This window comes from Leclercia barmai (assembly GCF_049312895.1).
GTDB lineage: Bacteria > Pseudomonadota > Gammaproteobacteria > Enterobacterales > Enterobacteriaceae > Enterobacter > Enterobacter barmai.
Genome location: NZ_JBMNWZ010000010.1, coordinates 1 through 15,303 on the forward strand (window position 1 = coordinate 1; position 15,303 = coordinate 15,303).

15 protein-coding genes and 1 tRNA gene are annotated in these 15,303 nt (G+C 55.7%); 11 read left to right on the forward strand and 5 right to left on the reverse strand.

The genetic code is table 11. From position 1 onward, the window contains the following. Positions 1–45: 45 nt before the first annotated feature. Positions 46–121: transfer RNA gene (locus ACOYA6_RS22155), tRNA-Trp, on the forward strand. Positions 122–221: 100 nt separating this feature from the next. Here ACOYA6_RS22155 and hdfR read toward each other — a convergent pair. Further along, on the reverse strand, positions 222–1,043 hold the full coding sequence (gene hdfR / locus ACOYA6_RS22160; protein WP_422655431.1) for an HTH-type transcriptional regulator HdfR: 822 nt from the start codon (positions 1,041–1,043) through the stop codon (positions 222–224). A gap of 118 nt (positions 1,044–1,161) precedes the next feature. Between hdfR and ACOYA6_RS22165 the strand changes: the two genes are divergently transcribed. Further along, positions 1,162–1,500, forward strand: coding sequence for a MaoP family protein (locus tag ACOYA6_RS22165; RefSeq protein ID WP_039031246.1), 339 nt, complete (start codon positions 1,162–1,164; stop codon positions 1,498–1,500). Between the two features lie 25 nt (positions 1,501–1,525). Here the strand turns inward: ACOYA6_RS22165 and ACOYA6_RS22170 are convergent, their stop codons facing one another. After that, a complete protein-coding gene (locus ACOYA6_RS22170; protein ID WP_138370988.1) occupies positions 1,526–3,046 on the reverse strand; it encodes a YifB family Mg chelatase-like AAA ATPase in 1,521 nt (506 codons plus the stop codon). Positions 3,047–3,388: 342 nt separating this feature from the next. Here ACOYA6_RS22170 and ilvL point away from each other — a divergent pair, with 342 nt between their 5' ends. The 7 genes from ilvL to ilvA all read left to right on the forward strand — a co-directional run bounded on the left by ilvL (position 3,389) and on the right by ilvA (position 9,943). Continuing rightward, positions 3,389–3,487, forward strand: a complete 99-nt coding sequence (gene ilvL / locus ACOYA6_RS22175) for an ilv operon leader peptide (RefSeq protein WP_023620831.1) — start codon at positions 3,389–3,391, stop codon at positions 3,485–3,487. An 86-nt stretch (positions 3,488–3,573) separates the two neighbouring features. Beyond that, complete coding sequence (ilvX, locus tag ACOYA6_RS22180; RefSeq protein ID WP_205735748.1) at positions 3,574–3,624, forward strand: peptide IlvX; 51 nt, start codon at positions 3,574–3,576, stop codon at positions 3,622–3,624. Between the two features lie 2 nt (positions 3,625–3,626). Then, a complete protein-coding gene (gene ilvG / locus ACOYA6_RS22185) occupies positions 3,627–5,273 on the forward strand; it encodes an acetolactate synthase 2 catalytic subunit (RefSeq protein ID WP_422655432.1) in 1,647 nt (548 codons plus the stop codon). Then, the gene (gene ilvM / locus ACOYA6_RS22190) at positions 5,270–5,539 is read left to right on the forward strand and encodes an acetolactate synthase 2 small subunit (protein WP_039031243.1); all 270 of its coding nucleotides are present in this window, start codon (positions 5,270–5,272) and stop codon (positions 5,537–5,539) included. The genes ilvG and ilvM overlap by 4 nt, the downstream gene beginning before the upstream one ends. A gap of 16 nt (positions 5,540–5,555) precedes the next feature. Further along, entirely contained in the window at positions 5,556–6,485 is a 930-nt protein-coding gene (ilvE, locus tag ACOYA6_RS22195; RefSeq protein WP_039031242.1) for a branched-chain-amino-acid transaminase, read from the forward strand. Between the two features lie 60 nt (positions 6,486–6,545). Then, positions 6,546–8,396 (forward strand): dihydroxy-acid dehydratase, encoded by a 1,851-nt coding sequence (gene ilvD, locus ACOYA6_RS22200; protein WP_039031241.1) that lies wholly within the window; start codon positions 6,546–6,548, stop codon positions 8,394–8,396. Positions 8,397–8,398: 2 nt separating this feature from the next. Then, the gene (gene ilvA / locus ACOYA6_RS22205; protein ID WP_138370987.1) at positions 8,399–9,943 is read left to right on the forward strand and encodes a threonine ammonia-lyase, biosynthetic; all 1,545 of its coding nucleotides are present in this window, start codon (positions 8,399–8,401) and stop codon (positions 9,941–9,943) included. Here ilvA and ilvY read toward each other — a convergent pair. After that, complete coding sequence (gene ilvY / locus ACOYA6_RS22210) at positions 9,940–10,830, reverse strand: HTH-type transcriptional activator IlvY (protein WP_039031239.1); 891 nt, start codon at positions 10,828–10,830, stop codon at positions 9,940–9,942. The genes ilvA and ilvY overlap by 4 nt on opposite strands. A 149-nt stretch (positions 10,831–10,979) precedes the next feature. Between ilvY and ilvC the strand changes: the two genes are divergently transcribed. Continuing rightward, the gene (gene ilvC / locus ACOYA6_RS22215; protein ID WP_039031238.1) at positions 10,980–12,455 is read left to right on the forward strand and encodes a ketol-acid reductoisomerase; all 1,476 of its coding nucleotides are present in this window, start codon (positions 10,980–10,982) and stop codon (positions 12,453–12,455) included. Between the two features lie 86 nt (positions 12,456–12,541). Here ilvC and ppiC (ACOYA6_RS22220) read toward each other — a convergent pair whose 3' ends face one another. Next, the gene (ppiC, locus tag ACOYA6_RS22220; protein WP_039031237.1) at positions 12,542–12,823 is read right to left on the reverse strand and encodes a peptidylprolyl isomerase PpiC; all 282 of its coding nucleotides are present in this window, start codon (positions 12,821–12,823) and stop codon (positions 12,542–12,544) included. A gap of 49 nt (positions 12,824–12,872) precedes the next feature. Further along, entirely contained in the window at positions 12,873–13,154 is a 282-nt protein-coding gene (gene ppiC / locus ACOYA6_RS22225; protein WP_039031236.1) for a peptidylprolyl isomerase PpiC, read from the reverse strand. A 112-nt stretch (positions 13,155–13,266) separates the two neighbouring features. On the opposite strand from ppiC (ACOYA6_RS22225), the gene rep reads away from it, so the two are divergent. Further along, on the forward strand, positions 13,267–15,288 hold the full coding sequence (gene rep / locus ACOYA6_RS22230; RefSeq protein WP_138370986.1) for a DNA helicase Rep: 2,022 nt from the start codon (positions 13,267–13,269) through the stop codon (positions 15,286–15,288). Positions 15,289–15,303 lie beyond the last annotated feature (15 nt).

Below are 15,303 nucleotides of genomic sequence, written 5' to 3' on the forward strand. Positions count from 1 at the left end.
TTAAACTAAGCCTGCTACATTAGCAGGCTTAGTAGTAAGAAATTTAGGGGCGTAGCTCAGTTGGTAGAGCACCGGTCTCCAAAACCGGGTGTCGCGAGTTCGAGTCTCTCCGCCCCTGCCATATAAAGGATCCTTTGCTTCGGCGAAGGATTTTTTTTTGCCTGCAATAAATCCCACTTTCTCCTCTCTAAGCCTTAATTGCGTCCCTGCAACTGGCTAAATTACTCCATCACACTGATTTTTAGCAGATCTTTGATTTGCACTTGCTTGTCACTGTTCTGAAGCCAGATGGCATAAAGCGGTCTCTGAAGCAGGGCTGAATCTGTCACCGTATACAAACCCTGTTTATTACTTGCCCAGCATTGCGGCAACCAGGTGCAACCTTTGAGTGCTGCGAGCTGCTGGCATGCTATTTCTGCAGAACTGGTAGTCAGCACCGGCACATCATCAGTCGCAATCAGACCTGCCTCGTGCGGCTGGAAATCGGGACCCCATTCAAGGCGCAGATAATTCAGATCGCTTTTGATAGCGGAGGGTTCAGCCGCATACAGCCCAAGGCTAAATTGCCCGAGGACCTGGCTACTGAATTCATCCATCTTCGGTGCTTCTGTCGTGATCAGCAGATCCAGTTGTCTTTCATGCAGCTGCTTAACCAGCGACTGCCGTTGCGCAATACGCGCCTCAAACTGTAAGTGGCTATATGAGCGATACAATCGACTAAGCCATGGGCTGAGCATGCACTCCCATAGCGAGGCGCTGGCTCCGATAGAAAACTCATTATGCTTGGAGGTATGGGCAACCTCTTTGCGCGCGGCTTGCCAGGTGTTCATCAGCGTTTCTGCATAGGGCAGAAGTTTCTCTCCCGCTGGCGTTAAGCGTATGTTGTTGCGATGACGGGTGAAAAGGTTCACGCCGAGCTGATTTTCAAGCTGTCGAATACGAAAGCTCACTGCCGATTGCGTCAGATAAAGCGCTTCTGCGGCGCGCCCAAAGTGGCGAGTTCTGCTCACTTCGAGGAAAGTTTTTAGCAATTCCGTATCCACAGCTTTCTCCGCAAAATTATTTGTCGTAATGATTTAAATGTTTTGTTGGACGCTCTGTCAAGCGTAACTAATACTCCGCGCCATAAATAGCTCGGCCAAAGATATAGGAGCGTGTAGGATGGCGGAAAGCTTTACGACGACTAATCGTTTTTTCGACAATAAAAATTATCCACGCGGATTTTCTCGCCACGGTGATTTCACCATCAAAGAAGCACAACTGCTTGAGCGCCACGGTTATGCCTTCAATGAACTGGATTTGGGGAAACGTGAACCCTCCACTGAAGACGAAAAATCTTTTGTTGCCGTCTGCCGTGGTGAACGTGAGCCGGTAACGGAAGCGGAGCGCGTATGGATCAAGTATATGGCGCGTATCAAGCGTCCAAAGCGTTTCCATACTCTGTCTGGTGGTAAGCCACAGATGGAAGGTGCAGAAGACTACACCGATTCAGACGATTAAAAAGAAGGGGCTACGGCCCCTTTTTTTATGTCAGCATCTTCTGCAGATGCAACAGCAGACGGTCAATAGCCCGATAGCTCAGGGCCTCCTGCAGGTGCCTGCGTTCAATCTTCTCACACTCTTCAAGATCGGCAATCGTACGCGCAACCTTTAATAACCGCTGCCAGGCACGCACGGACAGGCCGAAGCGGGTCAGTGTCTCCTCCAGCCACAGCGCGTCGTCTGCGGTTAGCTGACAAAAGGTGCGGATCTCCGCGTTATCCAGATGTGCATTGCGTTTATTCTGTCGCGCCAGCTGTCTTTCCTGCGCAGCGATCACTCTGTTTCGTACGGTGAGGCTGGATTCTCCCGTTTTATGCGCCTGACTTAATAAGCCTGGCGGCGGGAGAGGGATCTCAAGCGATAAATCAAAACGATCGAGGAACGGGCCCGATAAGCGCCCAAGATAGCGAAGCGTCTGTTCGGGCGTGCAGCGATTATGATTGCCCTGATAGTGCCCTGTCGGACTGGGATTCATGGCGGCGATAAGCTGGAAGCGCGCCGGGTAGCTGATCTTGGCGCGCGTACGGGAGATATTGATTTGACCGGATTCGATGGGCTCGCGTAAAGCATCCAGCACGCGGCGTTCAAACTCGGGGAGCTCATCCAGAAAGAGGATGCCATTATGCGCCAGCGAGATTTCTCCCGGGCCGGGGATAGCGCCTCCGCCCACCATCGCCACCAGCGAGGCGCTATGATGCGGTGCGCGAAAGGGGCGCTGGCGCCACTGCTTATACATGGATGTGGCGCTAACCAGACTCACGATCGCAGCGCTCTCCAGCGCCTCATGGTTGCTGAGCGGCGGAAGCAGGGTGTTAAGCCGGCTCGCGAGCATGGTCTTGCCGGTGCCGGGTGGACCAATAAGCAGCAGGTTATGCGCACCGGCAGCGGTGATCTCCAGCGCCCTTTTACCCTGTTCCTGACCGATGATATCGCTGATGTCACAATCGTTATGCTCTGCAACGAAAGGCTCACCAGCGGGCGCTGCCAGCTCATGACGCCCTTCCAGAAAGGCACAAACCTCCTGCAGATGTTCTGCCACCAGACAGCCTTTTTCTTCGATAAGGCTAACTTCGGCAGCATTATCTCTGGCAACTATAATCTCTCTACCAGCGCGTATAGCCGCCAGAGCACCAGATATCGCGCCAGGAACCCCTCTTAATGCTCCTGTAAGCGCCAGTTCCCCCACAAACTCATATGCACTTATCCTCGAGGAGGAGAGTTGCTCAGAGGCGGCGAGAAGCGCAATGGCGATAGGTAAGTCGTATCTTCCCCCTTCCTTAGGGAGATCGGCAGGTGCCAGATTAATAGTGATCTTTTTGGCCGGAAAGGTGTAGCCGCTATTGATGATCGCGCTGCGTACCCGGTCTCTGGCTTCCTTGACGGTGGTTTCGGGCAAGCCGACCAGCGTTAAGCCAGGCAGGCCATTACTGAGATGAACTTCAACGGAAATAAGCGGCGCTTTTACGCCTAACGCAGCGCGGGTATAGACAACCGACAATGACATATATGGCCTCCTTGATGAGTCACTATGTCATTTGTGTATCGCAATTTTTATCGGCAAATCGTGTTTTTACGCGGTATGTTCCTGAAAACTCACCTCAGATTGCAATATTTTCATTGTCATGGAATTCGGCTCGCAAAAGTTGATAAGGATGCCTTCTGACGGTTGCTGCGCATGAAAAAAATGAAAATAATTCATTTTCTATTTTTATCATAAAAAACAACGATTTTTATCTAAACTATTAGCCTCATAATAAAATCATTTATAAAAAAATGTTGTGTTTCATTCAGTATCTGTGATAACTCTTTAGGTATTCCTTCGAACAAGATGCAAAAAGAACAGCAAATGACAGCCCTTCTACTAGTGATTAGCCTGGTCGTGATTAGCGTGGTGGTGATTATTATCCCACCGTGCGGGGCTGCACTTGGACGAGGAAAGGCTTAATAATCAAGCCTTAACGAACTAAGACCCCCGCACCGAAAGGTCCGGGGGTTTTTTTATGACCTTAAAACATAAGCGAGGAGCAGACGATGAGTAGTAGCATAAAATTCTGTTTCTCCCGATTTACGACGGGGAACTAACTATGAATGGCGCACAGTGGGTAGTACATGCGTTGCGAGCGCAGGGAGTCGAGACAGTATTCGGTTACCCGGGTGGCGCAATTATGCCGATTTACGATGCTCTGTATGACGGCGGCGTGGAACATCTGTTGTGCCGACACGAGCAGGGTGCGGCGATGGCGGCCATTGGCTATGCGCGTGCTACGGGTAAAACGGGCGTCTGTATGGCGACCTCTGGCCCGGGCGCAACCAATCTGATCACCGGTCTGGCTGATGCACTGCTTGATTCTGTTCCCGTTGTAGCCATCACCGGTCAGGTGGCTTCTCCCTTCATCGGCACCGATGCTTTTCAGGAAGTGGACGTTCTCGGTTTGTCACTGGCGTGTACTAAACACAGCTTCCTCGTCCAGTCGCTGGAAGAGTTGCCCCGCGTAATGGCAGAGGCATTTGAGGTGGCAAACTCAGGCCGTCCTGGCCCGGTTCTGGTTGATATTCCAAAAGATATTCAGGTGGCGCTGGGTGAACTGGAGCCTCACTTCTCCACCGTTGAAGACGCAGATGACTTCCCACATGCCGAAGTACAAGAGGCATATCAGATGCTGGCCCATGCGCAAAAGCCCATTCTGTATGTTGGCGGCGGCGTGGGGATGGCGCAGGCCGTTCCGGCCCTGCGTGAATTTATCGCAGTAACCCAAATGCCTGCGACCTGCACGCTGAAAGGGCTGGGCGCAGTGGATGCCGATTACCCGTACTATCTGGGCATGCTGGGAATGCACGGCACCAAAGCCGCTAACCTCGCGGTGCAGGAGTGTGATCTGCTGATCGCTGTGGGCGCACGCTTCGACGATCGCGTTACCGGCAAGCTGAACACCTTCGCGCCGAATGCCAAAGTTATCCATATGGATATCGACCCGGCAGAAATGAACAAACTCCGTCAGGCGCACGTGGCTCTGCAGGGCGATCTCATTGCGCTGCTGCCTGCGTTACAGCAGCCATTAACTATCGACGCCTGGCGCCAGCATGCGGCAGAGATGCGCCGCGAACATGCCTGGCGCTACGACCATCCGGGCGACGCCATCTATGCGCCGTTGCTGCTGAAGCAGCTGTCAGATCGTAAACCTGCTGACAGCGTAGTAACCACCGATGTGGGCCAACACCAGATGTGGTCAGCCCAGCACATGACCTACACGCGTCCGGAAAACTTCATCACTTCCAGTGGTTTAGGCACGATGGGCTTTGGTCTGCCTGCCGCCGTTGGGGCACAGGTAGCGCGCCCGGACGATACGGTCATCTGTATCTCCGGTGACGGCTCTTTCATGATGAACGTGCAGGAGCTCGGCACCATCAAGCGTAAGCAGTTGCCGGTGAAGATCGTGCTGCTGGACAACCAACGTTTGGGCATGGTTCGCCAGTGGCAACAGCTCTTTTTCCAGGAGCGTTACAGCGAAACCACCCTGACCGATAACCCCGATTTCCTCGTTCTGGCCAGCGCCTTCGGCATTCCTGGCCAGCACATCACCCGTAAAGACCAGGTTGAAGCGGCACTTGATGAAATGCTGTCAAGCAAGGGGCCTTACCTGCTTCATGTCTCAATCGACGAGCTTGAGAATGTCTGGCCGTTGGTGCCGCCCGGCGCCAGTAACTCACAAATGCTGGAGAAATTATCATGATGCAACATCAGGTCGCCGTGCAGGCTCGCTTCAACCCGGAAACGTTAGAACGTGTATTGCGCGTGGTGCGCCATCGTGGGTTCCAGATCTGTTCAATGAACATGGAAACCGCCACCGATGCACAGAACATAAATATTGAATTGACCGTTGCCAGCCAGCGCCCCGTCGACTTACTGTTTAGCCAGTTGAGCAAACTTGTCGACGTCGCCCGGGTTGATATCCAGCAGCGCGCCGCTTCATCACAAACACAACAAATCCGCGCCTGAGCGCAAAGGAAGAAAAATGACGACGAAAAAAGCTGACTTCATTTGGTCCAATGGTGAGATGATTCGCTGGGAGGACGCTAAAGTCCACGTGATGTCCCACGCGCTTCACTACGGTACTTCTGTCTTTGAAGGTATCCGTTGCTACGACTCACACAAAGGCCCGGTGGTGTTCCGTCATCGTGAACACATGCAGCGTCTGCGTGATTCAGCCAAAATTTATCGTTTCCCGGTTTCTCAGAGCGTCGACGAGCTGATGGAAGCCTGTCGCGCGGTACTGCGCAAAAACAACCTGACCAGCGCCTATATTCGCCCGCTGGTGTTCGTGGGTGATGTGGGCATGGGCGTGAACCCGCCAGCCGGTTACACCACCGATGTGATCATCGCCGCGTTCCCGTGGGGGGCATACCTGGGCGCAGAAGCGCTGGAACAGGGGATCGACGCAATGGTCTCCTCCTGGAACCGTGTGGCGCCAAACACCATCCCAACCGCAGCCAAAGCGGGCGGTAACTACCTTTCCTCCCTGCTGGTTGGCAGCGAAGCACGTCGACACGGCTATCAGGAAGGTATCGCCCTGGATGTAAACGGCTATATCTCTGAAGGTGCAGGTGAAAACCTGTTCGAAGTGAAAGACGGCATCCTGTTTACCCCACCGTTCACCTCTTCCGCCCTGCCGGGTATCACCCGTGACGCCATCATCAAGCTGGCGCAGGATCTGGGCATCGAAGTTCGTGAGCAGGTGCTGTCCCGTGAATCTCTGTATCTGGCCGATGAAGTGTTCATGTCCGGCACGGCAGCTGAGATCACCCCGGTACGCAGCGTTGACGGTATCCAGGTCGGCGAAGGCCGCCGTGGTCCGGTCACCAAACGTATCCAGGAAGCTTTCTTTGGCCTCTTTACCGGTGAAACCGAAGATAAATGGGGTTGGTTGGATCAGGTTAATCCATAAGCATAAATATGGGACGGCACGCACCGTCCCATTTACCAGATAGACGGGAGTAAATAACGCATGCCTAAGTACCGTTCCGCCACCACCACTCACGGCCGCAATATGGCGGGTGCCCGCGCGCTGTGGCGCGCCACCGGAATGACCGACGCCGATTTCGGGAAACCGATTATTGCCGTGGTCAACTCTTTTACCCAGTTTGTGCCGGGCCACGTGCACCTGCGCGATCTCGGGAAGCTGGTTGCCGAGCAGATTGAAGCCTCCGGCGGCGTGGCGAAAGAGTTCAACACCATCGCCGTGGATGACGGGATCGCGATGGGGCACGGGGGCATGCTTTATTCACTGCCGTCGCGCGAGCTGATTGCCGACTCGGTGGAATACATGGTCAACGCCCACTGCGCCGATGCCATGGTCTGTATCTCCAACTGCGACAAAATCACCCCGGGGATGCTGATGGCCTCCCTGCGCCTGAACATTCCGGTGATCTTCGTTTCCGGCGGCCCAATGGAAGCAGGTAAAACCAAGCTCTCCGACAAAATCATCAAGCTCGACCTGGTCGATGCGATGATTCAGGGTGCTGACCCGAAAGTTTCCGACGAGCAGAGCGATCAGGTTGAGCGTTCAGCCTGCCCGACCTGCGGCTCCTGTTCCGGTATGTTCACCGCCAACTCGATGAACTGCCTGACCGAAGCGCTGGGCCTGTCTCAGCCGGGCAACGGTTCGCTGCTGGCGACCCACGCCGACCGTAAGCAGCTGTTCCTCAACGCCGGTAAACGCATCGTTGAGCTGACCAAACGCTACTACGAGCAGGACGACGCCAGCGCGCTGCCGCGCAATATTGCCAGCAAAGCGGCATTTGAGAACGCCATGACCCTGGATATCGCCATGGGCGGTTCCACTAACACCGTTCTGCACCTGCTGGCTGCTGCTCAGGAAGCGGAAATCGACTTCACCATGAGTGATATCGACAAGCTCTCCCGCAAAGTGCCGCAGCTGTGTAAGGTTGCGCCGAGCACGCAGAAATACCATATGGAAGACGTTCACCGCGCCGGTGGCGTGCTGGGGATCCTCGGCGAGCTGGACCGCGCCGGGTTGATGAACCGTGACGTGAAAAACGTGCTGGGCCTGACGCTGCCGCAGTCGCTGGATCAGTACGACGTGATGCTGACCAAAGACGAAGCCGTGAAAAAAATGTTTCGCGCGGGTCCTGCCGGTATCCGTACCACCCAGGCGTTCTCGCAGGATTGTCGCTGGGACACCCTGGATGACGATCGCGCTGAAGGCTGTATCCGCTCGCTGGAAAATGCCTACAGCAAAGATGGCGGCCTGGCGGTTCTGTATGGCAACTTCGCGGAAAACGGCTGTATCGTTAAAACCGCAGGCGTGGATGACAGCATCCTGAAATTTACCGGCCCGGCTAAAGTCTATGAAAGCCAGGACGACGCGGTAGAAGCGATCCTCGGCGGCAAAGTGGTTGAGGGCGACGTCGTGGTGATCCGCTACGAAGGGCCGAAAGGCGGGCCAGGCATGCAGGAGATGCTCTACCCGACCACCTTCCTGAAATCGATGGGTCTGGGTAAAGCCTGCGCGCTGATCACCGACGGTCGTTTCTCAGGCGGCACATCCGGTCTCTCTATCGGCCACGTTTCGCCGGAAGCGGCAAGTGGCGGCAACATTGCCATCATCGAAGACGGCGACCTGATCGAAATCGACATTCCGAATCGCGGTATTCAGCTGAAGCTGAGCGACCAGGAAATTGCAGCCCGCCGCGAAGCACAGGAAGCGCGTGGGGATAAAGCCTGGACGCCGAAAGATCGTCAGCGTGAAGTCTCCTTCGCCCTGCGCGCTTACGCTACCCTCGCCACCAGTGCAGATAAAGGCGCAGTGCGCGATAAATCTAAACTTGGGGGCTAATGATGGCCGAATCCCAACCCTTATCCGCCGCCCCCGAGGGGGCGGAATATCTCAGGGCGGTGCTACGTGCGCCGGTCTATGAAGCGGTGCAGGTAACGCCGCTGCAAAAAATGGACAAGCTCTCCTCGCGCCTGGATAACGTCATCCTGGTTAAACGTGAAGATCGTCAGCCAGTGCACAGCTTCAAGCTGCGCGGTGCCTACGCGATGATGGCTGGCTTAACCGACGAGCAAAAAGCGCGTGGCGTGATCACCGCGTCGGCGGGGAATCATGCTCAGGGCGTGGCGTTCTCGTCTGCGCGTCTGGGGTTGAAAGCGCTGATCGTGATGCCGGTGGCCACGGCGGATATCAAAGTCGATGCCGTGCGCGGTTTTGGCGGCGAAGTGCTGCTCCACGGCGCCAATTTTGACGAAGCCAAAGCCAAAGCGATTGAGCTGGCGCAGCAGCAGGGCTTTACCTGGGTGCCGCCGTTCGATCACCCGATGGTGATTGCGGGTCAGGGTACGCTGGCGCTGGAACTGCTGCAGCAGGATGCCCATCTTGACCGGGTGTTTGTCCCGGTCGGCGGCGGCGGCCTCGCGGCAGGCGTGGCGGTACTCATCAAGCAGCTGATGCCGCAAATCAAAGTGATTGCCGTTGAAGCGGAAGATTCTGCCTGCCTGAAGGCGGCGCTGGATGCCGGACATCCGGTCGACCTGCCGCGCGTCGGACTGTTTGCCGAAGGGGTCGCGGTTAAACGCATCGGGGATGAAACCTTCCGCGTTTGCCAGGAGTATCTCGACGACATCATCACCGTCGACAGCGATGCGATCTGCGCGGCGATGAAAGATCTGTTCGAGGATGTGCGCGCGGTGGCAGAGCCGTCCGGCGCGCTGGCGCTGGCGGGAATGAAAAAATACATCGCTCAGCACAACATTCGCGGCGAACGTCTGGCCCATGTGCTTTCTGGCGCTAACGTGAACTTCCACGGCCTGCGCTACGTCTCTGAGCGTTGCGAGCTGGGCGAGCAGCGTGAAGCGCTGCTGGCGGTGACCATCCCGGAAGAGAAGGGCAGCTTCCTCAAGTTCTGCCAGCTGCTGGGCGGTCGTTCGGTGACGGAGTTTAACTACCGTTTTGCCGATGCCAAAGATGCCTGCATTTTTGTTGGCGTGCGCCTGAGCCGGGGTCTGGAAGAGCGTAAAGAGATCCTCAACCTGCTGCACGACGGCGGCTATAGCGTGGTGGATCTTTCCGACGATGAAATGGCGAAGCTGCACGTGCGTTACATGGTGGGCGGCCGTCCATCGAAGCCGTTACGGGAGCGTCTGTTCAGCTTTGAGTTCCCGGAATCACCCGGCGCGCTGTTGAAGTTCCTGCATACCCTGGGCACGCACTGGAACATCTCCCTGTTCCACTACCGTAGCCACGGTACCGACTACGGTCGGGTGCTGGCGGCGTTCGAACTGGGCGAGCATGAACCAGATTTCGAAACCCGGCTGAACGAACTGGGCTATGAGTGTCATGATGAGACCCATAACCCGGCGTTCAGATTCTTCCTTGCGGGTTAATGGTTCGGCAAAATTTGCCAGAATGCTTCAATAAGCGGCTCCTGCAGCCGCTTTTTTTGTGCGCACACGCCAAGCTCGAACGGCGTTTTCTCGTCGCTGCGTTCCAGAATCATCACGCGATTGCGAACCGGTTCCGGGCTGTTCTCCAGCACCACTTCCGGCAGCAGCGCCACGCCGCAGCCCAGCGCCACCATTGACACCATCGCCTCGTGGCCACCGACCGTCGCGTAAATCGAAGGATTACTGATCTTCTGACGGCGAAACCACAGCTCAATGCGCCGACGCACCGGCCCCTGATCGGCCATGATAAACGGCACCGTCGACCAGTCGGGCTTCTCCACCGACACCTGATTGCGCACCGGGCAGGGCAGCGCCGGAGCAATCAACACCACCGCCAGATTTTCCAGCATTGAGAATGCCACCGCGCCTGGCAGCGTTTCCGGTTTGCCGGCAATCGCCAGATCCGCTTCACCCGTCACAACCTTTTCCATCGCATCGGCGGCATCGCCGGTGGTGAGTTTAATTTCGACCGAGGGATGTTCGGCGCGGAACCTGTCAAGGATCGGCGGCAGGTGGCTGTAGGCGGCGGTAACGGAACAGAAAATATGCAGCTCACCGGAAAGCGACGGCCCCTGCTGATCGATGGTGTGGCGCAGCTGCTGATACTGCAACAGCGTCTGCTGGGCAAAGACGCGCAACTCTTCCCCGGCTTCGGTGAGCGTCACCGTGCGGTTATCACGCACAAACAGCGGCTGGCCGAGATCTTCTTCCAGGCGCTGGATCTGACGGGAAAGCGTGGAGGGACTGACGTGCATCGCCCTGGCGCTGCGGCCAAAATGGCGGCTTTCCGCCAGATGCAGGAACATTTTAAGATCGCGTAAATCCACTGATTCCACTCCCCCTTTTTACATTGCAAATATTGCAACGTGACGTTGTGAATATATCAATTTCCGCAATAAATTTCCTGTCATATAGTAAGTTCATTCTCGCATAAGCGAACCGAACAATAAGACACACAACATCACGAGGTATCACCATGGCTAACTACTTCAACACACTGAACTTGCGCCAGCAGCTGGCGCAGCTGGGCAAATGCCGCTTCATGGCGCGCGATGAATTTGCCGATGGCGCAAGCTACCTTCAGGGTAAGAAAGTGGTCATTGTCGGCTGTGGCGCACAGGGCCTGAACCAGGGTCTGAACATGCGTGACTCCGGTCTGGATATCTCCTACGCCCTGCGTAAAGAAGCCATTGCTGAGAAGCGTGCTTCCTGGCGCAAAGCGACCGAAAACGGCTTCAAAGTAGGCACCTACGAAGAGCTGATCCCACAGGCAGATCTGGTTGTTAACCTGACGCCAGACAAGCAGCACTCTGACGTTGTGCGTTCCGTACAGCCGATGATGAAAGACGGTGCGGCGCTGGGTTACTCCCACGGCTTCAACATCGTTGAAGTGGGTGAGCAGATCCGTAAAGACATCACCGTTGTGATGGTGGCACCGAAGTGCCCTGGTACCGAAGTGCGTGAAGAGTACAAACGTGGTTTCGGCGTTCCAACCCTGATCGCGGTTCACCCGGAAAACGATCCGAAAGGCGAAGGCATGGCGATTGCCAAAGCATGGGCAGCGGCGACCGGCGGCCACCGTGCAGGCGTGCTGGAATCCTCCTTCGTTGCGGAAGTGAAATCTGACCTGATGGGCGAGCAGACTATCCTCTGCGGCATGCTGCAGGCCGGTTCTCTGCTGTGCTTCGACAAGCTGGTGGAAGAGGGTACCGACCCGGCATATGCTGAAAAACTGATTCAGTTCGGCTGGGAAACCATCACCGAAGCGCTGAAGCAGGGCGGCATCACCCTGATGATGGATCGCCTGTCTAACCCGGCGAAACTGCGTGCCTTCGCGCTGTCCGAGCAGCTGAAAACCATCATGGCACCGCTGTTCCAGAAACATATGGACGACATCATCTCCGGCGAGTTCTCTTCCGGCATGATGGCTGACTGGGCGAACGACGACAAAAACCTGCTGACCTGGCGTGAAGAGACCGGTAAAACCGCGTTCGAAACCGCCGCGCAGTTTGAAGGCAAAATCAGCGAGCAGGAGTACTTCGATAAAGGCGTTCTGATGATTGCGATGGTGAAAGCGGGCGTTGAGCTGGCGTTCGAAACCATGGTTGATTCCGGCATCATCGAAGAGTCTGCTTACTACGAATCACTGCACGAGCTGCCGCTGATCGCGAACACCATCGCCCGTAAGCGTCTGTATGAGATGAACGTGGTTATCTCCGATACCGCTGAGTACGGTAACTACCTGTTCTCTTACGCTTGCGTACCGCTGCTGAAAGAGTTCATGACCACCCTGCAGGCAGGCGATCTGGGCAAAGCCATCGCTGAAGGTGCGGTAGATAATGCCCAGCTGCGTGACGTGAACGAAGCGATTCGCAGCCACGAGATCGAGAAAGTGGGCCAGAAACTGCGTGGCTACATGACCGATATGAAACGTATTGCGGTTGCAGGCTAAATGCCAATGTCGGGTGGCGCTTCGCTTACCCGACCTACAAAATCGCATCAAGTAGGCCGGGTAAGGCGAAGCCGCCACCCGGCTTTTTATTTCCGGTACAGAACCTTGACGACGTGGTAACCGAACTGAGTATGCAGTGGGCCGACAGGCTCCAGCTCAGGGCAGGAGAACACCAGTTTGTCGAACGCCGGAACCATCTGACCCTGGCGGAATTCACCTAAGTCACCGCCGCGTTTGCCTGACGGGCAAATAGAATGTTTTTTTGCCAGCTTGCCGAAGTCGGCGCCGTTTTTGAGCTGCTCCAGAAGATCCAGAGCCAGTTTCTCTTCTTTAACAAGAATATGCAGTGCTGCTGCTGTTTTTGCCATGATCGTGCCTTGAAGGGTTGAGTTAAATCGGGGCGCAATATACCACGCGTTAGCGGCGATACAGCACCTTAATGATGTGGTAGCCATACTTGGTTTTGACCGGGCCGCAGGGCTTCAGGAGCGGACAGCTAAAGACCGCTTCATCGAAAGGCCCTACCATCACACCCTGCTTAAATTCCCCTAAATCGCCGCCGTTACGCCCGGACGGGCATTTAGAATAGCGCTTTGCCAGATGATCAAAGCTGATGCCGCGCTCCAGTTTGGTGAGGATCTCCTGCGCCAGCTTCTCTTCTTTTACCAGAATGTGCAGGGCGGCTGCGGTCTTTTTCATGGTTTTGCTCTCGGGGTTAATCGCGTTTTCTTCACTTTATCATTAGCCGTTAAATCTGCGCCCGGCTTTCTGCTACAATCCCCACCCCGTTCGAAGATTGAGCAATATTCCCATGCGTTTAAACCCTGGACAACAACAAGCGGTCGAATTCGTTACTGGACCATGCCTGGTGCTGGCAGGGGCGGGTTCCGGTAAAACCCGCGTCATCACCAACAAAATCGCCCACCTGATCCGCGGCTGCGGCTATCAGGCACGCCATATCGCCGCGGTGACCTTTACTAACAAAGCGGCGCGCGAGATGAAAGAGCGTGTCGGTCAGACGTTAGGGCGCAAAGAGGCGCGCGGCCTGATGATCTCCACCTTCCATACCCTGGGGCTGGATATCATTAAGCGCGAATACGCTGCGTTGGGGATGAAAGCTAACTTCTCGCTGTTTGACGATACCGATCAGGTGGCGCTGCTTAAAGAGCTGACCGAAGGGCTGATCGAAGACGACAAAGTGGTGCTGCAGCAGCTGATCTCCACGATCTCAAACTGGAAAAACGATCTGATGAACCCGGCCCAGGCCGCGGCAAGCGCCAAAGGGGAGCGGGATCGGATCTTTGCCCACTGCTACAGCCTGTATAACGATCATCTCAAAGCCTGTAACGTGCTCGACTTCGACGACCTGATCCTGCTGCCTACGCTGCTGCTGCAAAGTAATGTAGAGGTGCGCGAGCGCTGGCAGAACAAGATCCGCTATCTGCTGGTGGATGAATATCAGGATACCAACACCAGCCAGTACGAGCTGGTGAAATTGCTGGTGGGTCAGCGGGCGCGTTTTACCGTGGTGGGCGACGACGATCAGTCGATCTACTCCTGGCGCGGCGCCCGGCCACAAAACCTGGTCCTGCTCAGCAAAGACTTCCCGGCGCTGCAGGTAATTAAACTGGAGCAGAACTACCGTTCATCCGGGCGCATTCTGAAGGCGGCCAACATCCTGATTGCCAATAACCCACATGTGTTTGAAAAACGCCTGTTCTCCGAACTCGGGTATGGCACGGAGCTGAAGGTGCTCAGCGCCAATAACGAAGATCACGAAGCCGAACGCGTCGCGGGTGAACTGATTGCTCACCACTTTGTGAATAAAACCAACTATAAAGACTACGCCATTCTCTATCGCGGGAATCACCAGTCGCGCGTCTTTGAAAAGATGCTGATGCAGAACCGCATCCCGTACAAAATTTCTGGCGGGACGTCGTTTTTCTCGCGTCCGGAAATCAAAGATCTGCTCGCCTACCTGCGGGTGCTGACCAATTCGGATGATGACAGCGCCTTTCTGCGGATCGTGAATACGCCGAAGCGTGAGATTGGCCCGGCGACACTGCAAAAACTGGGCGAGTGGGCGATGACCCGCAACAAGAGCCTGCTTACGGCCAGTTTTGATATGGGCCTGAGCCATACGCTAACCGGGCGCGGCTATGAATCGCTGACCCGTTTTACCCACTGGCTGCGCGAGATCCAGCAGCTGAGCGAGCGGGAACCGATCAATGCGGTGCGGGATTTGATCCGCGGCATCGACTATGAATCCTGGCTGTATGAGACCTCCGCCAGCCCGAAAGCGGCCGAGATGCGTATGAAGAACGTCAACCAGCTCTTTACCTGGATGACCGAAATGCTGGAAGGTTCCGACATCGACGAGCCGATGACCCTGACCCAGGTCGTCACCCGCTTTACCCTGCGCGATATGATGGAACGCGGGGAAAGTGAAGAAGAGGCGGATCAGGTGCAGCTGATGACCCTGCATGCCTCGAAGGGGCTGGAGTTCCCGTACGTCTATCTGGTGGGGATGGAAGAGGGCTTACTGCCGCACCAGAGCAGCATCGACGAGGACAACGTCGATGAAGAGCGTCGTCTGGCCTACGTGGGCATTACGCGAGCGCAGAAAGAGCTGACCTTTACGCTGTGTAAGGAGCGGCGTCAGTATGGTGAGCTGGTACGGCCGGAGCCGAGCCGCTTCCTGCTGGAGCTACCTCAGGATGATGTGCTCTGGGAGCAGGAGCGCAAAGTGATTACCGCCGAAGAGCGGATGCACAAAGGGCAGGCCAGTATCGCCAATATTCGTGCGATGATGGAAAAGGCTAAAAATCGTTAGTCTGAAGGCCCGGTA